This is a genomic window from Granulicella rosea, assembly GCF_900188085.1.
In the GTDB taxonomy this organism is placed as follows: Bacteria; Acidobacteriota; Terriglobia; order Terriglobales; family Acidobacteriaceae; genus Edaphobacter; species Edaphobacter rosea.
This window is the reverse complement of the sequence record NZ_FZOU01000002.1, coordinates 230930-254477: the sequence shown is the minus strand read 5'-3', so window position 1 is coordinate 254477 and position 23548 is coordinate 230930. Positions and strand designations below refer to the sequence as shown.

Here is a 23548-nt window from a genome sequence, read left to right as displayed (position 1 = left end):
CGCGCGCTGTTATCCTGAAGCTCATGCGTCTCTTCTCTTTCGCCGGGCTCAGCCTGTGCCTGGCTCTGACTACCGGCTGCCACTCGGCCTATATCGCGGCGACGATCTCGAACCACACCAGCCAGCCGCTCTCGGTGGTCGAGGTGGACTACCCCAGCGCTAGCTTCGGCACCCAGACCCTCGCGCCAGGCGCGGACTTCCACTATCGCTTCAAAGTTCTGGGCTCGGGCGAGCTGAAGCTGCTCTACACCGACGCCGCGCATACCGACCACCACGCCGCCGGGCCGCATCTCAACGAGGGCGATGAAGGCGCGCTGGGGATTACGATCTCAGCGGGCGATCCTGCATGGGATTTGAAGCTGGTGAATCGCAAGTAAGGCGAAGCAGGTTCCCTTCGGCAATGACAAACAAAAAGACGCGGAACCAAACGGCAACCGCCTGCGTATAGCCTCTCAGGACGAAACTTCGTACCGGGAGCGGCGCCTTGGCAGCCAAGAAATCGAATCGTAAAATCTGGATCTTCTCGAGCATCGGCGTTGCCGTCGTGGTGCTGGGCTTCGCGGTCGCCGCGCATGGCAACAAGGGCAAGATCGACCCCTCGCAGTTAGGCAAGGCCGAGCTGGGCGATATCGCCAGCTCCGTCGTCGCCACCGGCAAGGTGCAGCCCATCACCAAGGTCGAGGTGAAGTCGAAGGCCTCGGGCATCGTCACCCGGCTGGATACGGACATCAACGCCGTCGTGACCAAGGGTCAGGTGCTCGCGCAGCTCGACCAGCAGGAGATTCTCGACCAGGTCGCCGCGCAGAAGGCCACGCTGCAGGCGGCCCAGTCGAACGCCAGCGCCGCCGCCTCCGCCGTCGAGCTGGACAAGGTGAACGCCGAGGCCCCCGACCTGCCCATGTACAAGCACACCTACGAGCGGGCGCGCGACATGGCCGGCATGGGCGTCGTCTCCGCGCAGGCGCTGGACGACGCGCAGCGCGCCTACCTTGCCGCGGCCAACACGCGCGACAAGGCGCTGGCCCAGATCATCGTGGACAACTCCAAGCTGAAGCAGGCGCTGGCCCAGACGGCGCAGGCGCAGGCCTCGCTGAACCAGCTTGAAGAGCAGCTCTCCTACACCACCATCACTTCGCCGATGGATGGCGTCATCCTCTCGCGCGATGTGGAAAAAGGCGATGCGGTCAGCTCGATCCTCGTGCTCGGCTCGACCGCCACGCTGGTCATGACCATCGGCGACATCCACCAGGTCTACGTGCAGGGCAAGGTCGACGAGGCCGACATCGGCAAGGTCTACCTCGGCCAGCAGGCGCGCATCAAGGTCGAGAGCTTCCGCGACAAGGCCTTCATCGGCAAGGTCACGCGCATCGCGCCGCTCGGCGTCGAGAAAGACAACGTGACAACCTTCGAGGTCCGCGTCTCCATCGACAACCCCGGCGGCGAGCTAAAGTCCAACATGACCGCCAACGCCGAGATTCTGCTCGAAGAGCACAAGAACGTCCTCACCGTGCCCGAGCAGGCCGTGATCTACGACAAGGATCGCAAGGCCTCGGTCGAGGTGCCCGACGCTGCGCAGAAGACCGGACGCCGCAAGATCGACGTCACCGCCGGCATCTCCAACGGTAGCCGCACCGAGATTCTCAACGGTCTGAAGGCCGGCGACGCCGTCATTCTGCAGCAATAGTTCAACCCCAAACATCTGACTCATCAGGAAGGACCGACCATGACCACACTTCGTCTGTTTGCCGCTACGATCGCTCTCACCGCGACCACAGCCTTCGCCGCCGACGGCCACTTCGAGCGCACGCTCAGCGTCTCGCAGGGCGTCAACCTCGCCGTCTCCACGGGCTCGGGCAACATCCACATCACGCCAGGCAATGACAACCAGATTCACATCTCCGCGCAGGTCAAGGCCAATCATGGCGGTTGGATGAGCGGCGGCGCCAGCGATATCGAACAACGCATCAAGCAGATCGTCGCGAATCCGCCGATCCACCAGAGCGGCAACTCCGTGATTCTCGACCAGAACCACGACGAGGCTCTCTTCCGCAATATCTCCGTCGACTACGAGATTCAGGCGCCGCGTTCGACCGTGCTGCACGCGGCCACCGGCTCCGGCGATGTGCAGGTGCAGGAGACGGGTCCGAACGACAGCGTCTCCACCGGCTCGGGCAACATCCGCATCGTGCAGTTGCATGGCGGGGCGACGCTGCAGAGCGGATCGGGCGACATCCAGGTGGAGGCCGCAAGCGGCGGCGACATGAAGGCGCAGACCGGCTCCGGCAACATCCGGCTGAACGGCGTCACCGGCGGCGTGAACGCGCAGACCGGCTCGGGAGACATCCAGATCGAAGGCCACGCCACGAGCGACTGGCGCCTGCGCACCGGCTCCGGCTCCATCCGGCTCGGCCTGGGCAGCGATGCGAAGTTCATCCTCGACGCCGACACCGGCTCGGGCCGCATTCACCTCTCCCAGCCGATCACCATGCAGGGCAACATCGCGCGCAACCACGTCCACGGCAGCGTAAACGGCGGCGGCGTCATCGTCAAGGCCGCCACCGGCTCGGGCGACGTGGAGATTCACTAAGACATAGGCTCAACACCGATCCCACCGATTGAACCGATCAAGAACAGGTTTTGGATCGGTTCAATCGGTGGGGATCGGTGTGAAGTTTTCGTCTACGATTGAAGCTATGTCTCAAACGCCTCGCCTGCTCGTCTTCGACCTCGACGGAACCCTGATCGACTCCCGTAAGGATCTCTGCAACAGCGTCAACGCCACGCTTGAACACTTCGGCAAGGCTGCCCTGCCGGACGACATCGTCGCGGGCTACATCGGCGACGGCGCTGCCACGCTCGTGCGCCGCGCGCTTGCGCATGCGCACATGATCGAGGACCAGCCCGATCCACACGACGACTCCTTCGTCGAGCAGGCGCTCGAGTTCTTCCTCGGCTACTACCGCATACATAAGCTGGACTTTACCTACGTCTATCCCGGCGCGATCGAGTCGCTCGAGGCCATCCACGCCGCGCACCCGTCGCTGCCGATGGCCGTGCTGACCAACAAACCCGTCGGCCCGTCGCTCGGCATCTGCGCGCACTTCGGGCTGGACCGGTTTTTCTTTCAGAACTACGGCGGCAACTCCTTCCCGACGAAGAAGCCCGACCCGCAAGGCTTCCTGGCGCTGGTCGCGGAGGCCGGCGTCAAGGCCGCCGATGCGGTGATGATCGGCGACTCCGGCGTGGATGTCCACACGGCGCGCAACGCCGGGGCAAGATCCCTTGGTTGCACGTTTGGGTTTTCCCCCCAGACGCTGGCCGAGGCGAAGCCGGATGTGTCGGTCGATCACGCAAGCGAGTGGCCGAAGGCGCTTGGGCTCTTGTAGTTGCCTTTGCCTTTCTTGTTTGTCCCCCTCGAAGAGGATCTGCTGTTTGCCTGTACTGGCAAACAAACAAAGACAGAAGCAGATTCCCTTCGGGAATGACAAACAAGAGGGGCAAAGACAAGAGCAAGAACCACGGCAACGATAGTGCCTATCGCTTCAACCCCAACGCCGCCACCACCGCCGGATCGACCGTCGTCACGCCATCCTTCTTCGTCACCAGCCCAAAGCTGGTCTGGTAGTCCCACATCGCCCAGCCGATCTTCTTCGACTCCAGCGCCGTGCGCACATCGCTGATCCATGTCGCGCGCATCTGCGGGTCGGAGAAGTTTTTATAGACGCCAAACTCGCCGCAGTAGAGCGGCACCCCACGACGCTGCGCCCACTCGGCCACAGCCGCGACCTCGGCGCCCAGCCGCTTCGCATCCCAGCGTTCGAGGCCGTAGCGCTCCAGGAATAGTCGCGTGCGCTCGTCGGCCTCTTCGAACTTCATCGCATTCACGTTCTCGGCCGTGGAGGGATACGGAACGCCATGCAGCGAGACAAAGCTCTGCGTGCTCCAGTTCGCGCCCTGGTGCGTGAACCACATCGGCTGATACTCGTGGAAGCTGTAGATGACATTCTCGTCGCGCACCGGCTCGCCGGCGAGCAGGCCGTCGATGTTGCCCCACTGCGCTGCGGTCGCGATGATGGTGTGCTTCGGCGCCACGCGGCGGATAAACATCACTGTGCGGGCCTGAATTCCCTGCCAGCGATAGATGTCGTCCATCACCGGCTCATTCAGAATCTCGAAGAAGATCTTGTCGGGATCGGTCGTGCTGTAGTGCCCGGCGAAGACCATCCAGAAGGCGTAAAAGCGCGCCACGGGATCGTCGCCCTGCTTGAGCTGATCCTTCCAGTTGTACTCGGGATGAATGTCGAGCACGACGGCAAGCCCCGCGGCCTGAATCTCGTCGACCGACTTATCCAGCCGCGCAATCGCCTCCGGCCGCAGCGCCGAACTCGCCTGCTCGGCGATCAACGGCTCCGGGTTGATGCTCAAACGCACGTGATCGAAGCCAAGGCTCTTGATCAGCTTGAAGTCTTCGGCGTTGGTGAAGCTGGCGATGCGCTGGTCGCTGTAGTCGCCGCTCTGCGCGTACCACATGCTGAGGTTGATGCCGCGCCGCAGATGCTGCGCCCGTTGAAAGGCAAGACTGTTGCCCACCTGCGCCGAAGCCGCGCTCACACCCGCAAGTAGGACAAGGATCCACGCCAGACAGTACCGCTTCCAATTCCGCATGACAGCATCATCGCATCGGCGATGCATGAGGACCATCACCCTTACTAGTCATCGCGGCTCGTTGACGCGCCGGTCGGTCGCCGTTATGCTCAAGAGATAATTCAAGGTGATGGGGTTCCACCGCACAACCGCCCAGTTTTTCGGCAACGAGCCAAAGACGAAGCTGATGACTCCTACGATTTGGCCCATGAAAGGACCACGTAGGAAGCCCATGCTCGAGACCGTCGCCAAGCCTATCGTCCAAACCCTGATCCAAACCCTGCGCTGGCTGCTGATCGCCATCGTCGCGGGAATGCTCGCCGGCACTGCCTCCGCTATCCTGATCGTCTCGCTCAACTGGGCGACGAAGACCCGTGAAGCGCATCCGTGGATCGTCGCGCTGCTGCCGCTCGCCGGGCTCTCGGTCGGGCTGATGTATCACTACCTCGGTCGTCAGGTGGAGGCAGGCAACAACCTGCTGCTCGAACAGATCCACGCGCCCTCCGCCACGCTGCAACTGCGCATGACGCCGCTGATCCTGATCGGCACGACGCTGACGCATCTCTTCGGCGGCTCCGCCGGTCGCGAGGGCACGGCGTTGCAGACCGGTGCCTCGCTCGCCGATCAGATCACCGTTGTCCTGCGCAAGCTGGGCGTGGCGTTCAGCGACCAGGACCGCAGGATTCTCCTGACGGCGGGCATCTCCGCGGGTTTTGGCTCGGTCTTCGGCACGCCGCTCGCCGGAGCGGTCTTTGGGCTGGAGGTTCTGACCATCGGCTCGGTCGGCTATGCGGCGATCTTTCCCTGCCTCGCCGCGGCGGTTGTCGCGGATATGACGACGCGGGCCTGGCATGTCCACCACACGCTCTACGCGATCGCCCCGAAGGATCTCGCCGCCGCAACCTTGACCCCGGCGCATATTCTCGCCTCGCTCGCGGCGGGGCTGATCTTCGGACTGGCCGCAATGGCCTTCGCGCGCACGACGCATGCGCTGGGCGCGATCTTCAAGCGGATTCCCTTCCCGCCGCTGCGCCCGCTGGTGGGCGGCTGCCTGGTCGCGGCGGCAGTGCTGCTCAGTCACCAGACGCAGTACATCGGCCTGGGCATTCCGACCATCTCGGCGTCGTTCACCCAGCACCTGCCGCCGTGGACCTTTGCGGGCAAGTTCCTCTTCACGACGGTCACGCTCGCCAGTGGCTTCAAAGGCGGCGAGGTGACGCCGCTGTTCTACATCGGCTCGACGCTCGGCAATGCGCTGGCAATGATCCTGCCGCTGGCGCCGTCGCTGCTGGCCGCGATGGGCTTTGTCGCGGTCTTTGCCGGCGCGGCGAATACGCCGATCGCCAGCACGTTGATGGCGCTGGAGCTGTTTGGGACGGAGGCTGGGGTGTTTGCCGCGATCGCCTGCGTGATGAGTTATCTGTTCTCCGGCGAGCAGGGGATCTACCGGACGCAGCGGACGGCGGTGTTGCCGGAAGAGGCGGAATAGCGGGCCTGACCAGGAGACAAGCAGATTCCCTGCGAGAATGACAAAGGCGCTCCGCCCCTTTGTCATTCCCGAAGGGAATCCGCTTCTGTCTCGCTACCCCTCGAACCCGCGGTTCCACTTGCTGACCACGCGCGTCTCCCGCTCCCAGCCAAGCACGCTGACGCTTCCCGTCCCCAGACCGAACAGCGCACCGCCGGTCGCCGGCAGCCCAATCCAGCGGGCCGCCAGAATCCGCAGAATATGCGCATGGGCAAAGAGCGCGACCTTGCCGTGGTCGGCGACGCCGTCGAGCGCGCGTGCAATCACGCCATCCGCGCGCTCGCCCACATGCTCGACCGCCTCGCCGCCGACGATCGGCCGGGTCCAGACGCTCCAGTCCGGATCGTCGTACTTGGCGCGCATCTCCTTGGTGGTCTTGCCCTCGCTCTCGCCGTAGTCCCACTCCATCAGACCGTTCTCGATCACAGCCTGGGCGCCGAAGCCGGCGATCTGGCAGGTCTCGCGCGCACGCTGCATGGGGCTGGTGAGAACCTTCGCGAAGGTCGTGCCTGCGAGGTAGTCATGCAGTTCCACGGCGCGCTGACGTCCGTGGTCGGTCAGCGAAATATCCGTCCGGCTGGTGTGCGCCCCACTCAAACTCCACTCGGTCTCTCCATGCCGTACCAGCCAAAGCTCAACTCCCATCACAACCCTCCCTTTCTATCCACTATCCTATAGGGATGGACTTCCAGCTCACCACCCCGTACAAGCCTCAGGGCGACCAGCCCCGCGCCATCGCCGAGCTCTGCTCCGGATTGAACGCCGGCGAAAAGGATCAGGTGCTGCTCGGCGTCACCGGCTCCGGCAAGACCTTCACCATGGCCAGCATCATCAACGAGCTGAACCGGCCCGCGCTGATCCTCGCGCACAACAAGACGCTCGCCGCGCAGCTTTACCATGAGTTCAAGCAATTCTTCCCCAATAACGCCGTCGAGTACTTCGTCTCCTACTACGACTACTACCAGCCGGAGGCGTACATTCCGGCCGGCGACCTGTTCATCGAAAAGGAGGCGACGATTAACGAAGAACTCGACAAGCTCCGGCTCTCCGCCACGCGAAGCCTCTTCGAGCGGCGCGACGCCATCATCGTTAGCTCGGTCTCCTGCATCTACGGTCTGGGCTCGCCCGAGGCGTACTACGGCATGTTGATGATGCTCGAAAAGGGCCAGCACATCAAGCGCGAGGACATCACGCGTCGGCTGGTCGAGATACTCTATGACCGCAACGACGTCGACTTCCGCCGCGGAACCTTTCGCGTGCGCGGCGACATCATCGAGGTCTATCCGACCTACGACGAGATGGCTTACCGGATCGAGCTCTTCGGCGATGAGATCGACTCGCTCTCGCAGATCGATCCGCTCTTCGGCACGGTGAAGCAGAAGTATGCGCGCCTGCCGATCTATCCGAAGTCGCACTATGTCGTTCAGCCCGAACGCAAGAAGGCCGCCAGCGAGTCGATCCTCGCCGAGATGGAGTGGTGGGAGAAAGAGCTCGAACAGCAGGGGCGACTGGTTGAGTCGCAGCGCATCCACCAGCGCACACGATTCGACTTGGAAATGATTAAGTCGGTCGGTTACTGCCATGGCATCGAGAATTACTCGCGCCACTTCTCCGGGCGACTGCCGGGCGAGCCGCCACCTACTTTGCTCGATTATTTCCCGCGCGACTTCTTATTATTTATCGATGAATCGCATGTCACTGTTCCGCAGTTACATGGCATGTGGCACGGCGACCGCTCGCGCAAGCAGAACCTCGTCGATTACGGCTTCCGGCTGCCCTCCGCGATGGACAATCGCCCGCTGAAGTTCGATGAATTCGAGGGCCGCACCGGGCAGATTGTCTATGTCTCGGCGACGCCGGGAGCTTATGAACTGACTAAGTCGGCGGGCGTCGTCGTCGAGCAGATTATTCGTCCCACCGGATTGGTCGATCCTCAGATAGAAATTCGTCCGGTCAAAGGACAGATCGACGACTTACTCGCTGAAATTCGCGAGCGTGTGAGATTGGACCAGCGCGTATTGGTCACGACACTTACAAAACGCATGTCCGAGGACTTAGCCAACTATTACACCGAGGTTGGCGTACGCTGCCGCTATATGCACTCCGAGATCGAAACGCTCGAACGCATCAAGCTGTTGCGCGACCTGCGCAAGGGCGAGTACGACGTGCTGATCGGCATCAACCTGCTGCGCGAAGGACTCGACCTGCCGGAGGTCTCGCTGGTCGCAATCCTCGACGCGGATAAGGAAGGGTTTCTTCGCTCGCAAGGCTCGCTCATCCAGACCATCGGTCGTGCGGCGCGTCATCTCGAAGGCCGCGCCATTCTCTACGCCGACAAGATGACCGAGTCCATGCAGCGCGCCATCGATGAGACCGACCGCCGCCGCACCAAGCAGGAGGCCTACAACGAAGAGCACGGCATCACGCCGGCGTCGGTGAAGTCCGCCATCGATATGGGTCTGGCCGGCATCCTCAAGGCCGACTACGCCGATCTGACCGACGAAGCCGAAGGCATGCCCGAGTTCGCCACCCAGGCCGAGCTCGACACGCACATCGGCAAGCTGGAGTCGGATATGCGCGAGGCGGCGAAGAAGTTCGAGTTCGAAAAGGCCGCCAAGCTGCGCGATACCGTGCGTGAACTGCGCAGCAAGGAGTTCCTGTTCAGCTAACCGGATATCGCTCGCTAAGGCAAACTTTCGCCGCCTACCGGGGTCTTAATCTATGAAATGTTGAGACCCCGGTTGCTTCCCTTCACTTTTGTTTTACTTGCTCTCGCCGGCGCCGCGTGTGCGCAGTCGGCGCCGGCTATTGAGATGGCGGAAGCGCCGCTTCCCGACGCGCCGCTTCCGACGCCTGCCAAGTCATCCGAGATCGACGACGCGCCCCCATCCTCGGCGAAGCCCGCAAACCGGCAGCCATGCCCCATCGATCCGCACCGCAAGGCGACGCCCGAGCAGTTGAAGGCCGAGGAGGCGCAACGCATTGCGGGTCTCGTGCCGAACATGAATACGGTCATCGGCGGCTGCTCGCCTCCACTTACCGCAGCCGAAAAGTGGAACCTGGTCTATCACAGCTCGGTGAATCCCTTCGTCTTCGCAACGGCCTTCGTGGCGGGCGGCGCGGATGAGATCACGGGCGCGCACAACGGCTATGGCTGGGGTCCGGCAGGATACTTCAAGCGCGTCGGCGCGCAATACGCGGATACGGTGACCGGCAATGTGATCGGCAACGGGCTTCTGCCGGTGCTGCTTCACCAGGATCCGCGCTACTTCCAACTCGGCGCCGGGCATCCTTTCCGGCAACGCGTCTGGCACGCGGCAATGGGCAACTTCGTCTGCCGTAGCGACGACGGCAAGAGCCAGTTCAACACCTCGAATATCGCAGGGAACTTTGCGGCAGGAGCGATCTCGAATCTGTACTATCCGGCGAACGAACGTGGCATCGGCCTGACGTTCGAGAGCGCGACCATCGTCACGCTCGAAGGCGCGCTGGGAATGCAGTTTCTGGAGTTCTCGCCGGAGCTGGGCGATCTGGCGTATCGCGTGCTGCACCATGGACGGCATGCGCCGGATAAGATTCCGAACACTCCCTGAACTCCTGCCGCACGCAAGCGCGTCCCTACCTCGAAGTCAGCGCCTTCAGGTACAGGTACTGGAACTCGACGCCGGTGAAGTAATCCACGACGCGGATACGCTCGTCGCGGCCATGCGCGCGGTCGTCGTCGCGGTCGACGCCCATGCCGGAGAAGCCATAGCTCGGAATGCCGGCCGCCATCGTGTAGATGCTGTCCGAGGCGCCGGTCTCCATGCGCGGAATAACCGGGATGCCGGGCCACATCTGGTTGACGACTACCTTCAGCGGCTCGAAGACCGCGGGCAACAGCGGCGGCGGAGCCATCGACTTTCGGTCCGACCCATGATCGAAGATCTCGCGCGCATCGTTCATGTACTGCACCTTCAGCGTTGGATCGGCGAAGATCTTCACCAGCTCCAGCCGTATTTCCTCCTGCGAGTGGCCGGGCTCGATGCGGCAGTTCACGTTGGCGCTGGCGGCGTTGGGCAGCGCGTTGGGAGCATGGCCCGCATTCATCATCGTCGCCACGCAGGTCGTGTGCAGCAGCGAGTTGTACGTGATGTCCTTCGATAGCCGGGCGGCCGCGGCGGCATCGGGCGTCGGGCCGGAGACGGCCTTCAGATCCTCCGCGAGCTGACCAGTCTGCAGCTTCGCGCTGGCCGCGAAATAGGCGCGGGTCACCTCATTCGTCTCCAGCGGAAAGGTCGTCTTTTCCAACCGGCCGAGCGCATCGGCGACATGGTAGATGGCGTTGTCCGGCCGCGGCAGCGAGCTGTGACCGCCGGGATTCGCGGCCGAGACGACATAGTCGGCGTAGAGCTTCTCCGACGCCTCGACGCCGATATTGACCGCCCTGCCCTTCTCCTGCTCCGGGCCGCCTGCGTCCGGGTTCAGCACGAACTCCGCGTCCACCAGATCGCGATGGTTCGCGATCAGCCACTCCACGCCGTTCGACTTGCCGCCCTCTTCGTCGGCCGTCAGCGCGAGGATGATGTCGCGATCGGGCACGAATCCCTCGCGTCGCATGCGAATGAAGCTCTCGATCAACGACGCGTCAGCCTCTTTGATGTCCTGCGTGCCGCGGCCGTAAAAATATCCATCTTTTTCGACGAACTGAAATGGGTCTGTCGTCCAGTCGCTGCGGCTGGCCTCCACCACGTCCAGGTGCGCGATGATCAGAACCGGCTTCAGCTTCGAGCCCGGCCTGCCGCGATAACGTGCGACCAGATTGCCCTTGCGCGCATTCGGACCCAGCACGACCGCGTCGGCGGCGGGAAAACCGGCATCGAGCAGCCGCTTCTGCATCGCATTGGCCGCCGTTGTCACATTGCCGACCGAGTCAGTCGTATTGATTTCAATGAGTTGCTGAAATATCTCGCGTGCGAGCTTCGCATCCTGCTCCGGCAGACGGGGTGCAGCGGCGGCGCTCGTCTGCGCGAAAGAGACAGCGCTCAGCGCCAGGGGTAAACAAAATGCGGTGGTCGCACGTCTCAAGATAGGTGCCTCCGAACAAAGTGGGATCGACTGCGGGAATCGAAATCTCTCCGCTCTATCTTTGCATGTGTCGTGTGGACTGAAGGCGGAAAAATCCGTCCATGAAGGAGCAAGCCCTGTCGACCGTTGATGCCGTTCTGGCTGACCCGCAACAATTACCACTCTCTTCCCGTCTTGGAGCATCCAATGTCCGGCATAATCGTAGAGTGACCTTTGCAGATCTTCGACTTCCACTCGCCGCAGGGCTTCTGTTCGCAATCCACGGCGCGACCGTTGCCCACGCGCAGCTCGAGACTCCCGCAGGCGTAGACTTCGCGCTTACCTCCTCCTCATCTTCTTCCGTGCTGCCCGACGCTCCCTCTGCGTCACTTCTCCAGCAGGAGCCACAGACGACTCCTCCAGCCGATGAGACTCCCGAGCAGCGCAAGAAGCGCCAGGACGCCGAGGCCGAGGCCCAGGTGAAGGCCGAGGAGAAGCAGCGCATCGGCGGCGTACTCCCCAACTTCAATACCGTCATCGGCGGCTGGCCGGCGCCTCCCATCACCGCCAAGCAGAAGTGGAACATCGCCGCCCATAGCGCCATCGATCCCTACTACTTCGGACTAGCCTTCATCACCGCAGGCCTGGGCGAAGCCGAGGACAGCCACCCCGGCTACCACTGGGGCGCGCAGGGTTACTTCAAGCGGGTGGGCGCCAACTTCGTCGACAACCTCGACGGCATCATCATCGGCAATGCGCTTCTCCCAGCGGTGCTTCACCAGGATCCTCGCTACTTCCGCAAAGGAAAGGGCTCGATCCCCAGCCGCATCGTTCATTCGGCGCTCTCGGCCGTCATCTGCCGCGGCGATAACGGGCATCAGCAATTCAACTTTTCGAACGTGGGCGGAAACCTGATCGCGGGCGCCATCTCGAACGTCTACTATCCTTCGAGCGAGACGGGCGTCGGCCTGACCTTTCAGAATGCGCTGCAGGTCACGTATGTCGGCGCAATCGGCGCGCAGTTGCTGGAGTTCTCGCCCGACATCTCCGACTGGTGGCATAAGCGCAAGGAGCGGAAAAAGATCGAACGCATGGAAGCCGGCGAGCGCCTGCCTTCGTCGACCCCTCAGCCAGCGAAACCCTAACGCACCTGGAATGAACGCGTAAGAGGAAATCTTTTATGGTGATCATCAACAACGAGCACGTCGACCTGGAGACGCCGAGTGGCGTGATGCGTACGCATATCGTCCGCCCGGCGGCTGCGGGCAAGTATCCCGGCCTGATCTTCTTCTCGGAGATCTTTCAGATCACCGCGCCCATTCGGCGTACCGCGGCGATGCTCGCCGGCCACGGCTACATCGTCGCCATGCCGGAGGTCTACCACGAGTTCGAGCCTGCCGGTACGATCCTGGCCTACGATCAGGCCGGCTCCGACCGTGGCAACTACCTGAAGACCGCCAAATCCGTCGCAGCTTACGACGCCGATACGCGCGCGATCCTCGACTATCTGAAGATGCGCCCGGACTGCACCGGCAAGCTCGGCGCCATGGGCATCTGCATGGGCGGACACCTCGCCTTCCGCGCAGCCATGGAGCCGGACGTTGCCGGAACGGTCTGCTTCTATGGCACGGACATCCACTCCGGCACGCTGGGCGAGGGCAAACATGATGACTCGATGGCTCGCGCGGCTGAGATTACGGGCGAACTTTTCATGGCCTGGGGACGTCAGGATCCGCACGTACCGACCGAAGGCCGCATGAAGATCCTCGCGCGCCTGAACGAGCTGAACATCCGGCTGAACTGGCACGAGGTCAACGGAGCGCACGCCTTTCTGCGCGACGAGGGCGTCCGCTACGACCCCGAACTCGCCCACTCGCTGATGTCGTTGGTGTACGACTTCTTCCACCGCAAACTGGCGCAGGGCGACCTGCCGGTCTAGCTCGGATTTACGTTCAAGTGGCGAGCGTCCTCCCACGACACTTGTCATCTCGACCGAAGCGCAGCGGAGTGGAGAGACCCCCGCATTGGCTTTTGGTTTTGTCTTTCTTGTTTTTCGTCCTCGAAGAGGATCTGCTTTTAGCGCTTCAATCGGCAATAAGACTCGCTACCGCCAGCTCACGGCCAGATGCCAGCGATCCCCGCGGCTCTCCGTCTTCTCCAGCACCTTCGCATACTGCTCCAGCTCTTCAAGCACCTGCGGGCCTTCCGTTCCCAGCTTGTAGGGTTCGTCGCGCAGAGCATCCAGCAGCGCGTAGACGGTCTGCAGCCCGTCGCGACCGGTGTACCACTGCGGCGGCAGCAGCTTGTCCAGCAGGGCCGGATTTCCGGCGCCCTCCTCGATCAGCAGCGACATGGCATTCTCGTCCGCCGAGAAGAAATCGATCAGCGGGCGCACGCCGAGGCTGATCGCCATCCGCTCCAGCGCGTCCTGATAGCGCGCCAGCAGGCGTCCGTTAACGAAGATGTCGTAGCCGGGGTCTTCCCCGTCGACAACGATATACATGGATGCGGCCATGGGTTGAGTGTAACGTCCAGACCGCCCGGGCTGGAAGTCCCTACGGTGACGATGTATTCGAGGAGTCAGCCGTGGGACTCTCGCGCAGCAACCACGCCGCGCCGCCCGCCATCAGCAGCACGCCGGCGCCAGTTCGCCAGACGACCGGCAGATGCAGGACCACGTAGGTCTCGACGACCGTGACTACGACAAAGAGCAGGTACCGCGTGGAAAATGCCACCGGCGGCAGCTCGCGCAGCAGCCACACGCTCAGCAGCAGGACCGGCCCATCGAGCAGCAATGCAACGGCAGCCTCGACCAGCGTCGCGCGGCCATCCAGCATCCGGATCGACGGCAGATCGCTCCAGCTCACGGCGATGCCGGCGGCGGCGATGATCCCGCCCGTCAGCGCCGCGACGGGAACCACGGGGGCGCCCTGCAACGCGCGATGCAGGCGCAACGCTGCGTAGCTCGCCAGGATGGCGCTCGCGACCAATGCACCGAACCACAGCTCTCCGGCGACGGAGGACGGCCAGCGGAACTCGATCAACAACGCCGCGCCGAAGACGCCTGCCAGTGCGGGGCCGAGCAGCCGTCGCGGGTCGGCGCGTTGGCCGAACTCCCAGTCCTGCTGCGCAACGAAAAAGACCACGAAGACCGGAACCAGAGTGAAGACCAGCGTCTCGGTGAAACCGGTAACGCTGCTCCCCGCGGCCTCGATGATGGCGTAGGGCAAGACGAAGATCGCCGCAACGCAGAGAGCGATGGGGCCCCACGGCAGAGTCCTCCATGACACGACCGGGCGGCGCATAGCGATCCAGCCGCAGAGCAGCGCACACAGCAACACGTCATGCGTCGCGGTGCGCAGAAACACGGGAACCGGCAGCGCCATACCATCCGGATTCAGCAGCCAGCGCGAGCCGGTGAGCAGGCAGAAAGCCGCGAACCCAAGCCATCTTCTTCTTCGCATCGCGCCTTCCTCGTGGTTGAAAAACGAAAGCAGATCCTCGACGAAAGTGACAACAAGAAAGGCCCATAACAAACGGGAGAGGGCCACGCCTGAGCGTGACCCTCTCCCGAGCTGCCTACAGACTTATGCCTGCGGCGGACGGCTTCCACCACCGCCACCCTGACCGGGACGGCGTCCGCCACGGCGGCGGCGGCCACCCGGACGGCGCTGCCCGTCGCCCTGGGGACGGGGCGCCCCAGCAGGCGAGCCTGCGGGAGCGGCGGATCCATCGGCGCGGTTGAAGTTCGGCTCATCGCCCTCTTCCTCACCCTCGTCGTCGCCCTCCTCGTCATCGTCGAACTCCTCGCCTTCCTCAGCGGGAGCGGCTGCCGGACGCGGCGCAGCCGGAGCCGAAGCATCCGGCGTTGGCAGGCCGAGCTTCTCGCGCTGCTCGCGGAGAACCGCCTTGCGCGAGAGCTTGATGCGGCTGCCGTCGATCGAAAGCACCTTCACGAGGATCATGTCGCCCTCGCGAAGCTCGTCCTTCACTTCCTTCACGCGATGCTCTGCGATCTCGGAGACGTGCAGCAGACCGTCGGTTCCGGGGAAGATCTCGACGAAGGCGCCGAACTCGGCCAGGCGGACGACCTTACCGAGGTAGGTCTTGCCGATCTCGGGGGTTGCGGTCAGGTCGCTGATCATCTGGATGGCGCGGGCGAGGCCGTCCGCATCGCTCGAAGCGACGTTGACGCGTCCCGTGTCGTCCACATCGATCTTGACGCCGGTCGCGTCGATGATGCCGCGGATGACCTTGCCGCCAGGTCCGATGAGGTCGCGGATCTTGTCGGTCGGGATCATCATGGTGTGGATGCGCGGTGCGAACTGCGACTTCTGCTCGCTTGGACCGGAGATGGTCGCGTCCATGGTGTCCAGCAGTCCGAGACGGCCGCGGCGGGCCTGCTCGAGCGCCTCGCGCATGATCTGCGCGGTGATGCCCATGACCTTGATGTCCATCTGGAGCGCGGTGATGCCCTTGCGGGTACCGGCTACCTTGAAGTCCATGTCGCCGTAATGGTCTTCGGCGCCGGCGATGTCCGAAAGGACAGCGTACTTGTCGCCTTCGAGCACCAGACCCATCGCCACGCCTGCAACCGCGCCTTTGAGCGGGATGCCGGCAGCCATCAGCGCGAGCGACGCGCCGCAGACCGTTGCCATGGAGGAGGAACCGTTCGACTCGAGGATGTCCGAGACGACGCGGAGCGTGTAAGGCGACTCATCCTCGCCCGGCAGGACGGCTTCGATCGCGCGCCAGGCAAGTGCGCCGTGGCCGATCTCGCGGCGGCCTACGCCGGTCATGCGGCCGACTTCGCCGACCGAGAACGGCGGGAAGTTGTAGTGCAGCATGAACTTGCGCTTCTGCTCGCCCTCGTAGCTCTCCATCCGCTGCGCGTCGTCGGTGGTGCCGAGCGTCGCCGAAACCAGAGCCTGCGTCTCACCGCGGGTAAACAGAGCCGAACCGTGAACGCGCGGCAGAACGCCGGTCTCGACCGTTACCTGACGGATCTGATCGAAGGCGCGGTGGTCGGGACGGATGCGCTCGTTCAGAACCTGATCGCGGAAGATGTTCTCACGCAGCTTCTCGTAGTACTTGCTGAGCTTCTTGGCGGCTGCTGCGTCACCCTCGGGCAGATCGCGCTTCAGCTCGTCCTTGATGGCCTTCACGAGCGCGTAGCTATCGAACTTGGGGTGCTTCTGGGTGTCGAGCGCGTCCTTCAGGCGGTCGCCGACCTTCGCCATCAGGCCGTTCAGGTACTCGTGGTCGACCTCGACCTCGCCGACGACGCGCTTCGGCTTGCCCGCGAGCTTCACCAGCTCTTCAATGGCCGCGACGATCTTCTTGATCTCGACGTGCGCGAATTCGATCGCGCCGACGACATCCTCTTCCGAGACTTCCTTCGAGCCGGACTCGACCATCACGATGCCGTCCTTGGTGCCGACGACCATGATGTTCAGCAGGCTGACCGCGCGCTCGGCGTAGGTCGGGTTCACGATGTACTGGCCGTCGATGAAGCCGATACGCACCGCGCCGACAGGACCGTGGAAGGGAATGTCCGACAGGGCCAGCGCGCAGCTTGCGCCGTTGATACCGAGCACGTCGGGATCGTTTTCCTTATCGGCCGAGTACACAAACGCGACGACCTGGGTCTCGTTGCGGAAGGCTTCGGGGAAGAGCGGGCGGATGGGGCGGTCGATCTGGCGGCTGGTGAGAATTTCCTTCTCGCTCGGACGGCCCTCACGCTTGATGAAACCACCGGGGATGCGTCCGCCGGCGTAGGTGAACTCGCGGTATTCCACCGTGAGCGGGAAGAAGTCGATTCCCTCCTTGGGGTCCGGCGAAGCTACGGCTGTGGCGAGGATGGCATTGTCGCCGCTGGTCGTGAACGCGGCGCCGGAGGCCTGCTTGGCCATCCGTCCGGTCTCAAATTTAATCTGCTTGCCGCCGGCAAGCTCTACTGTGACGTCATGCTTCATGTTGCGCCCTCTTCTTTTCTCAGGTGCGTTCGATATAGGAACTTGTTACGCTGGCCGGCGCGTGCTGCGCGGGCCATGCGACGCACAAAGGCGCAACTCAGCGGGTGCGGGCTATCCGCGACCGGCGAGCTGCGCTGGGGATGTGCAGAGATGGGTAAACGTCGGCATGGGCTGGCACGAACCCGTCATCATCGGTACCCCGGCATGCAGGATGCAATGCGATCCTGAGCGACAGATGCGGGAGACGGATGACGGGTCGTGCATGTTTCCATGAAGACGGTCCTGAAGTCGAAGTGCTTCGATTGGAGCTACTTCCAAAGGAACTACTTGCGGATTCCGAGCTTGGCAATGACTTCCCGATAGCGATCGGCGTCGATCTTCTTCAGATAGTCCAGCAGGCGACGGCGCTTGCTCACGAGCATGAGAAGGCCGCGACGCGAGCCGTGATCCTTCTTGTGCGTCTTGAAGTGCTCGGTGAGCTCTCCGATACGCTCGCTCAAGATAGCGATCTGTACTTCCGGGCTCCCGGTGTCGGAGTCATGCGTGCGAAACTTCGCGATAATGTCTGATTTTTTTACGGTTGCCAACACAGCTATTTCAGCTCCTAATTCTTCTTTTCCACTATCTCAGTGTCTGGTAAAGAATAGCATCGTTTCGGAAAACCCGCGAACCCACGCGGGTTTTTCCGTCGACGAATATTCACAATACGGGAACCCTTTCGGGAACACGGCAGACTTTACGAAATGTTCGCTTTCAGGAATGCAAGCGTGCGTTCCTTCGCCAGTGCTGCTGCGGCAGGGCTGTAGCTGGCCGGATGCACGTCGCGATTGAAGGCATGCCCCGCGCCCTCATAGACATAAATCTCTACCTCGGGATGCGCGGCGCGCACGGCCTCGATCTGATCCGAGCCGATGTGCGTGTCCTCCGCACCGAAGTGCAGCATCACCGGGCAGGATGGCTCTTCCGTCGCATAGTTGCCGATTCCGCCCGCATAGTAGCCGACGCAGCACGACGGCTGCACCTGCACGGTCTCGCCGCGGGTCGCGGTCAGCCATGTCATCAGGCCGCCCCAGCAGAAGCCGATGACGGCGATTCCCTTGCCTGCCTTCTTCAACTCGGCGTAGGTCGCGGCGACGTCCAGCAGCGTGGCGTCGGGCGTCAGTTGCATCAGCGGCGCATAGAGCGCGAACGCCTTCTGCATATCCTCGGGCTCGTAGCTCAGGTCCACATTGCGTTCGATGCGGTCGAACATGGCGGGCGCCAGCACCAAATAGCCCTCCTTCGCGTAGCCGTCGGCGACGCTGCGGATGTGTGCATTGACGCCGAAGATCTCCTGCAGCAGAAGAATAGCCCCGATGGGCTCGCCCTCCGGAGACGCCTGGTATGCGTTGAAGGTGTGCCCGTCGGCGGCCGTAAGCTGCTTGAATTCGCCCATGTCGTGTGGTTCTCCTCTGTCTGTGGGATGCCTGCGGTCACACGCCAGGCAGCCTCATCCGCAACGATCATAAAACATGTTGAGACATGGGATGATGCACGGACTGCCTTTCAGACCGTCCTGCGGTCGAAGCTATCCCGTATGGCGAAAAACGCGCCCTTCGGTTTGTAGTCCCGGTCGAACGGCAGGCAGCGCTCGGGCAGATGATCTTCTCGGGCGTCCTCAGCGTTAAGCCAGGTGTAACGGTCGGTGATGCCCCAGCTCAGCAGCACCGTCACCGCCGGCTCCGAGAGCGCGAGATCCAGAAAGCTGGCGTAGCAGTCGGCGACAGCCTTGTCGCGGACGGCTGGGTCCGGCGCGATTCGGCGGTCGTTCACATCCAGCTCGGTCAGGAAGATCTGCAGGCCAAGCCCACGCACCTCCGCCATAAAGCTCTTCAAACCCGGACCGTACTCGCCGCCAGCCCAGACGTGGCACTGAATGCCCAGCGCGTCGATGGGGACGTTGCGCGCCTTCATCCGGCGCAGCATCAGCAGCACGGCCGCGCGCTTGCGGTAGTCCTCGGGCCGTTCGTTCTCGATGCCGTAGTCGTTATAAGCCAGCAGCGCCTGCGGATCGGCGTTACGCGCGGCGCGGAAGGCGATCTCGATGTACTCGGGGCCAAGCAGGTTCAACCAGGGACAGATGCGCAGGCCGTCGGGCCGCTTGTCCTCGACCTTGATCGCTTCATTGACCACGTCCCAGGAGTGCATCCGCCCGGCGTAGCGACCGGCGACCACCTCGATGTGATTGGTCAGCAGTTGCTGCGCATTGCCCGTATTAGCCTCGACCTCGAACCACCTGGGAAGCTGCCGGTGCCAGGCGAGATTGTGCCCGCGCACCTTGAGGCGATGCTTCTCCGCGAAGGCCACGATGGCGTCTGCCTCATCGAAGTAAAAGGTCGTAGGGGTAGGCCGCATCGGCGCCCACTTCATCGCATTCTCGGCGACGAGGATGCTCGACTGTCCGGCGACCAGCGCCGCATACCTCGGGTCGCTCTTCAGGGCCTGCGGAGTCACCGCGCAGCCATAAAGCAGGTGATGCTGCGCGGCATGGAAGCGGAGCGAGTCTACGCCCTCCACGCCCAGCGAAGGCGGCGGTGGAGTTGCAGGCTTGGGTAGTCCGGCCGGCTTCGCGCAACCTCCAAGCAGCGTCGCGGAGGCCGCGCCGGCGGCAAGCTGCAGGAACTGGCGGCGATCGCGCGTGACCGGCCCGCTCATTTGGACCTCTCTTCGGAGACGGTCTGAGAGGCGATGGTCTGCAGGTCGCTCGTCCAGCGCAGAAACCGTGCGATCTGCCGCCGTTCGGTGACCGCCATATGCCAGAAGTCGCGGAGCCGGATGGAGCCGGCGGGCTGACCGGAGTAGGTCTCCAGCCGCCAGCGCAGGTAGGGGCTGCGCCAAGGACGCAGCCGGCTGCCGCGAGTCGCGGTCCAGAAAAATGTGAGCGCACGGAAGGAGGCGAGAATCATCACGTACGAGTATAGGCGGGCTCGGCAATTTGCGGCGCGGTTCGAGAAGCAGATCCTCTGCGAGGGTTACAACTAAAAACAAGAGCGGCCAGAAAAGCAACGGCCATGCCCGTGATGGAGGGCATGGCCGTCGGCGAAGCGATACGCCTACTGGATATAAGAGAACAGGTCCGACTTGCCTACGGCTGAGATGACGCTCAGCAGCGCCTGGTGCTGCACCTCGGCGGTCTGCAGTTGCGTGGCTACAGTGGCCGGGTCGGCGGAGATGAGCGCGCTCTGCTGCGCGGTCAACTGGGTGGCCTGGGTCGTGGCATAGGTGCTGGTGGAGGTAAGCTGGCTCAGCGAGCTGTCGAGCACGGCACGCTGAGTCGAGACGTTGGTCAGCGCCGCGGACAGGTTCGTCGAGTCCGCCGCCACCGCGGTGTTGTTGCCAGCGGCGACGTCCGTGATGAGTTGGTTGAGCGTGCCGAGCAGGTTGGCGCTGGGGTTGGTGAAGATGGCAGAGCCGGGCACATTGACCTGGATGCTCTGCCCCGCAGGCGTCTGCACGGACTGAGTCAGCGAGTCGCCGTTATAGGTGACGGTCGTTGGGGTCGTCGAGCCGTTCAGCGTAAAGGGCTCCGTGCTTCCCTGGCTGCCGCTGAAGAGATACTGCCCCTGGTAGCTGGTGTTGGCGAGCGACAGGACCTGGTCGCGGATGCCGCCCAGCTCGGTCGCGATGGAGCTGAGGTTGGACGCGTTCAGCGTGCCGTTGCCCGCACTGGTCGCAAGGCTGATCGCCGAGGTGATCTGCGTGACGACCTGGCCGAGCGTGGAGTCGGCCACCTGCAGCTTGCCCTGCTCGGTGGTGGAGCTCTGGGTGAACGAGTCCAGCCGGTTGATGGCGTTCGAGAAGAGCGCGTTCTGCGCCGCGGCGACGGGGTCGTCCGAGAGCTGTGCGATGCGCAGACCGCTCGAGAGCTCGTTCGTCAACTGCTGCTCGGCGTACGACGACTGGCTGAGCGAGCCCGACAGGTTGGTGATGTAATTCGGATCGACGCGCATGTGCGATGTACTTCCTTTCCCTGCTGAAGGTCGGTTAGGAGACGGAGGATTCGACGCCAAGGTTGAGCGCGGATGCGTAGATCGAATCGGCGATGGTGAAGACCTTCGAGGCAGCCTCGTATGAGCGCTGATACTGGGTCAGGTTGGCGGCCTCTTCGTCCAGGTTCACGCTGGAGTAGCTGTCGCGCTGCGTGGTCAACTGCGTCAGCGCGGTCTGATTCGCGGTCGTCTCGGAGTTGAGCGACGCGGCGGAGTTGCCCACCTGCGAGAGCAGCGACGCATAGAAGCCGTCGAAGGTCTGGCCCTGAATGGGGCCGGTCTGGCTCGCGTTGGTGGTGGTCGCAAGCGCGGCGAGCGCGTTGGCGTTGGTGTTATCCGAGGTGCCGGCGCCGGATGCCGCGGCGGCGATGATGGCCGGGTCGGAGGCCGCGGTGATGCCGCTGGCCGAGTCCGCCACACTGCCCGTGATGGTGAAGAGCGCGCCGCCGGCCGCACCGGTCAACGTGGAGCCGCCTTCGTTGATCGTATTGACCTGGTTGACGATCGCGGTCGCGATCGAGTTGAGCTGGCTGACCGCCGACGGTACATCCGTGTTCACGCCGGCCAGCAGACCGCCCAGGCTGCCGCCAGTGACGCCCGCGGTGATGTTCTTGCCGGTATTGTCGAGAATCTGCGCCGTGCCCGTGCCGGTGTTGCTCTCCTGCAGGTTGTACGACTGCTGGCCCACCACGAGGGCCGTGCCGCCCCTGGTGGTCAAGGTAATGGTGTTGTCGTTGACGTTCGTGGTCTGGGTGAGGCCGATGTACTGGGAGAGCTGCTCGATGGCGGTCTGACGCTGATCTTCGAGCGTGCCGGCGTCCGAGTTCGGACTCAGCTTCGCGATCTGGCTGTTCAGCGTCGCGACGGTCTGGGTCAGTGCGTTGACCTGCTCGACGGTGCTCTGCGCCTGCTGGTTCAGCGAGGTAGTCAGCTCCGAGAACTGGTTCGCGGCGCTGTTGAGCGATGTGGCGAGCGTCTGCGCCGCGCCGATGACGCCCTGCCGGGTTGCGCTGTCCGAAGGATTGGCCGCGAGCGCGGTGAAGCTCGAAAAGAGCGCATCGAGCGCGACACCGATCTGCGTCGAGCCGGCCGAGGAGCCGCTCGAAGCGACGCCGAAGATATCTTCAATCTGGGTCAGAACCCCTCCTTCGGCGGTCGAGGAGGAGACGGACTGCTGCAGCGTCTGGATCTGGCGTTCGAGCGCCAGGTTGCGCTCCGAGCTGACCGCGACGGTCGGGCCGCTTGAGGCCTCCTGCGTGCCGTTCAGCGTCACGTAGTCCCCGGAGGTGAAGGTCGCGACCTCCCGGGTGTACCCCGTGGTGTTCTGGTTCGCCACGTTGTTCGAGGTGACGTTGAGAGCGGCCTGGTCGGCGATCAGAGCCGAGCGCGCTACGTTGATCAGGGCAGTCAGGCTTCCCACGGTTGTACCTCATCCTGTCGCGCGGCGTACCGCTGGTTTGGGGGATAGTTGCCGGTCGTCCGTTGCGGCGACCGGGTTTCGAGCAACGCTGCAAGACGCATGCGGGCCATAATCGCCGCGGACGATTCGCAGAGGACGACCTCGTCGCGCAGATCCTGCTCCAGATCCGCATCCTCATAGTCGAGAAACTCGGGCGCGTGCAGCAGGAGCGTTGCGTCGTCCAGGAACTCTTCGAGCGTCCGGTTCATGGTCAGCATGGGCTAGCTCAGAAGCTGGTCGACGATCTTGGCCGCGACGTCGTGGGAGGAGACGCTGTAGGTTCCGTCGGCGATGGCTGCCTGGAGAGCGGCGACCTTCTCGAAGCGAACATCTGAGACCGACGAGCTGCTGGCGACCGCCTTCGAAAGCAGGTTGCTCGCGCCGCTCAGGCTGGTCTGATCCTGCTTGGGAGCGGCTGCAGGGGTCGCGAGCACGCTGTTGGCGGTGGGCTTGCCTGCTGCGGGGGTTACGGTGATGCCGGGCAAATTCTGCAGATTGGTGATTCCGTTACTCATAGTCGTTCCCTCACTGCTTCAGTTATCGGCGCACATTCTTCAGACTTTAGTACTGTGTTGTTTTGTTTCGGACAGGTCGTGCTGCGCCTGAACCTGCCGAACGACCTGTTTTGCGACACCAAAGCCGCCCGCCTTCGCGATGGCGTCGGCAAAAGCCTCGTTGCCCATGGAGCGAATCGTATCGTTGGCGCCGCCGGTGGACTCGTCGTCCCCCGGCGCGCTGCCGAAGTTGAGATCCTTGAACATCTGCTGGATGAACATGCCCTCGAACTTCTGGGCGCTGCTGGCGAGCTTGGCATCTTTCGCGTTCTTCACTTGGTCGGCGTCCAGTTGACCCGGAAACGTCGGCATAC

General features: G+C 63.3%; 24 protein-coding genes and 1 riboswitch. Of the genes, 9 read left to right on the top strand and 15 right to left on the bottom strand.

Annotation, left to right across the window (positions count from 1 at the left end; translation table 11 throughout):
- Nucleotides 1-23: 23 nt before the first annotated feature.
- From CHB87_RS07135 to CHB87_RS07120, 4 genes are all read left to right on the top strand, one after another.
- A complete protein-coding gene (locus CHB87_RS07135; RefSeq protein WP_089407725.1) occupies nucleotides 24-377 on the top strand; it encodes a hypothetical protein in 354 nt (117 codons plus the stop codon).
- A 107-nt stretch (nucleotides 378-484) separates the two neighbouring features.
- Entirely contained in the window at nucleotides 485-1684 is a 1200-nt protein-coding gene (locus tag CHB87_RS07130) for an efflux RND transporter periplasmic adaptor subunit (RefSeq protein ID WP_089407724.1), read from the top strand.
- 39 nt (nucleotides 1685-1723) lie between these two features.
- The gene (locus tag CHB87_RS07125) at nucleotides 1724-2587 is read left to right on the top strand and encodes a DUF4097 family beta strand repeat-containing protein (RefSeq protein ID WP_089407723.1); all 864 of its coding nucleotides are present in this window, start codon (nucleotides 1724-1726) and stop codon (nucleotides 2585-2587) included.
- Between the two features lie 106 nt (nucleotides 2588-2693).
- The gene (locus CHB87_RS07120) at nucleotides 2694-3386 is read left to right on the top strand and encodes an HAD-IA family hydrolase (RefSeq protein ID WP_089407722.1); all 693 of its coding nucleotides are present in this window, start codon (nucleotides 2694-2696) and stop codon (nucleotides 3384-3386) included.
- 148 nt (nucleotides 3387-3534) lie between these two features.
- Here CHB87_RS07120 and CHB87_RS07115 read toward each other — a convergent pair whose 3' ends face one another.
- Nucleotides 3535-4665 (bottom strand): glycoside hydrolase family 5 protein, encoded by a 1131-nt coding sequence (locus CHB87_RS07115; protein WP_176441640.1) that lies wholly within the window; start codon nucleotides 4663-4665, stop codon nucleotides 3535-3537.
- 96 nt (nucleotides 4666-4761) lie between these two features.
- Nucleotides 4762-4848: riboswitch (Fluoride riboswitch) on the top strand.
- Nucleotides 4849-4876: 28 nt separating this feature from the next.
- Here CHB87_RS07115 and CHB87_RS07110 point away from each other — a divergent pair.
- Complete coding sequence (locus CHB87_RS07110; protein ID WP_089407720.1) at nucleotides 4877-6133, top strand: voltage-gated chloride channel family protein; 1257 nt, start codon at nucleotides 4877-4879, stop codon at nucleotides 6131-6133.
- A 93-nt stretch (nucleotides 6134-6226) separates the two neighbouring features.
- Here the strand turns inward: CHB87_RS07110 and CHB87_RS07105 are convergent, their stop codons facing one another.
- Nucleotides 6227-6817, bottom strand: a complete 591-nt coding sequence (locus CHB87_RS07105) for a histidine phosphatase family protein (RefSeq protein ID WP_089407719.1) — start codon at nucleotides 6815-6817, stop codon at nucleotides 6227-6229.
- A gap of 35 nt (nucleotides 6818-6852) precedes the next feature.
- On the opposite strand from CHB87_RS07105, the gene uvrB reads away from it, so the two are divergent.
- Entirely contained in the window at nucleotides 6853-8841 is a 1989-nt protein-coding gene (uvrB, locus tag CHB87_RS07100; protein WP_089407718.1) for an excinuclease ABC subunit UvrB, read from the top strand.
- Between the two features lie 144 nt (nucleotides 8842-8985).
- Entirely contained in the window at nucleotides 8986-9765 is a 780-nt protein-coding gene (locus CHB87_RS07095) for a hypothetical protein (RefSeq protein ID WP_089407717.1), read from the top strand.
- Between the two features lie 25 nt (nucleotides 9766-9790).
- Here the strand turns inward: CHB87_RS07095 and CHB87_RS07090 are convergent, their stop codons facing one another.
- The gene (locus tag CHB87_RS07090; protein ID WP_245817867.1) at nucleotides 9791-11239 is read right to left on the bottom strand and encodes a M20/M25/M40 family metallo-hydrolase; all 1449 of its coding nucleotides are present in this window, start codon (nucleotides 11237-11239) and stop codon (nucleotides 9791-9793) included.
- Between the two features lie 206 nt (nucleotides 11240-11445).
- Between CHB87_RS07090 and CHB87_RS07085 the strand changes: the two genes are divergently transcribed.
- Nucleotides 11446-12363, top strand: a complete 918-nt coding sequence (locus CHB87_RS07085) for a hypothetical protein (RefSeq protein WP_089407715.1) — start codon at nucleotides 11446-11448, stop codon at nucleotides 12361-12363.
- Between the two features lie 35 nt (nucleotides 12364-12398).
- Nucleotides 12399-13157 (top strand): dienelactone hydrolase family protein, encoded by a 759-nt coding sequence (locus CHB87_RS07080; protein WP_089407714.1) that lies wholly within the window; start codon nucleotides 12399-12401, stop codon nucleotides 13155-13157.
- Nucleotides 13158-13322: 165 nt separating this feature from the next.
- On the opposite strand, the gene CHB87_RS07075 is transcribed toward CHB87_RS07080, so the two are convergent.
- From CHB87_RS07075 to CHB87_RS07020, 12 genes are all read right to left on the bottom strand, one after another.
- Complete coding sequence (locus CHB87_RS07075) at nucleotides 13323-13733, bottom strand: hypothetical protein (RefSeq protein ID WP_089407713.1); 411 nt, start codon at nucleotides 13731-13733, stop codon at nucleotides 13323-13325.
- A 40-nt stretch (nucleotides 13734-13773) separates the two neighbouring features.
- Nucleotides 13774-14682 (bottom strand): hypothetical protein, encoded by a 909-nt coding sequence (locus tag CHB87_RS07070; protein WP_142988256.1) that lies wholly within the window; start codon nucleotides 14680-14682, stop codon nucleotides 13774-13776.
- 123 nt (nucleotides 14683-14805) lie between these two features.
- The gene (gene pnp / locus CHB87_RS07065; protein ID WP_089407711.1) at nucleotides 14806-17193 is read right to left on the bottom strand and encodes a polyribonucleotide nucleotidyltransferase; all 2388 of its coding nucleotides are present in this window, start codon (nucleotides 17191-17193) and stop codon (nucleotides 14806-14808) included.
- Between the two features lie 323 nt (nucleotides 17194-17516).
- Complete coding sequence (rpsO, locus tag CHB87_RS07060) at nucleotides 17517-17783, bottom strand: 30S ribosomal protein S15 (RefSeq protein WP_089407710.1); 267 nt, start codon at nucleotides 17781-17783, stop codon at nucleotides 17517-17519.
- 146 nt (nucleotides 17784-17929) lie between these two features.
- Nucleotides 17930-18628 (bottom strand): dienelactone hydrolase family protein, encoded by a 699-nt coding sequence (locus tag CHB87_RS07055; RefSeq protein ID WP_089407709.1) that lies wholly within the window; start codon nucleotides 18626-18628, stop codon nucleotides 17930-17932.
- A gap of 110 nt (nucleotides 18629-18738) precedes the next feature.
- Nucleotides 18739-19887: an endo-1,4-beta-xylanase gene (locus CHB87_RS07050; RefSeq protein ID WP_089407708.1), complete on the bottom strand. Its 1149-nt coding sequence runs from the start codon at nucleotides 19885-19887 to the stop codon at nucleotides 18739-18741.
- Nucleotides 19884-20138: a hypothetical protein gene (locus CHB87_RS07045; RefSeq protein WP_089407707.1), complete on the bottom strand. Its 255-nt coding sequence runs from the start codon at nucleotides 20136-20138 to the stop codon at nucleotides 19884-19886. Before CHB87_RS07045 ends, CHB87_RS07050 begins: the two co-directional genes overlap by 4 nt.
- Before the next feature lie 147 nt (nucleotides 20139-20285).
- Nucleotides 20286-21182, bottom strand: a complete 897-nt coding sequence (gene flgL, locus CHB87_RS07040) for a flagellar hook-associated protein FlgL (protein ID WP_089407706.1) — start codon at nucleotides 21180-21182, stop codon at nucleotides 20286-20288.
- A 34-nt stretch (nucleotides 21183-21216) separates the two neighbouring features.
- Nucleotides 21217-22641, bottom strand: a complete 1425-nt coding sequence (flgK, locus tag CHB87_RS07035) for a flagellar hook-associated protein FlgK (protein ID WP_089407705.1) — start codon at nucleotides 22639-22641, stop codon at nucleotides 21217-21219.
- Nucleotides 22629-22898 (bottom strand): hypothetical protein, encoded by a 270-nt coding sequence (locus tag CHB87_RS07030; RefSeq protein WP_089407704.1) that lies wholly within the window; start codon nucleotides 22896-22898, stop codon nucleotides 22629-22631. Before CHB87_RS07030 ends, flgK begins: the two co-directional genes overlap by 13 nt.
- 3 nt (nucleotides 22899-22901) lie before the next feature.
- Nucleotides 22902-23195 carry a flagellar biosynthesis anti-sigma factor FlgM gene (gene flgM / locus CHB87_RS07025; protein ID WP_089407703.1) on the bottom strand — a complete coding sequence of 98 codons (294 nt, stop codon included), beginning with the start codon at nucleotides 23193-23195 and terminating at the stop codon, nucleotides 22902-22904.
- Between the two features lie 39 nt (nucleotides 23196-23234).
- Nucleotides 23235-23546, bottom strand: coding sequence for a rod-binding protein (locus CHB87_RS07020; RefSeq protein WP_176441639.1), 312 nt, complete (start codon nucleotides 23544-23546; stop codon nucleotides 23235-23237).
- Between the last annotated feature and the right edge of the window lie 2 nt (nucleotides 23547-23548).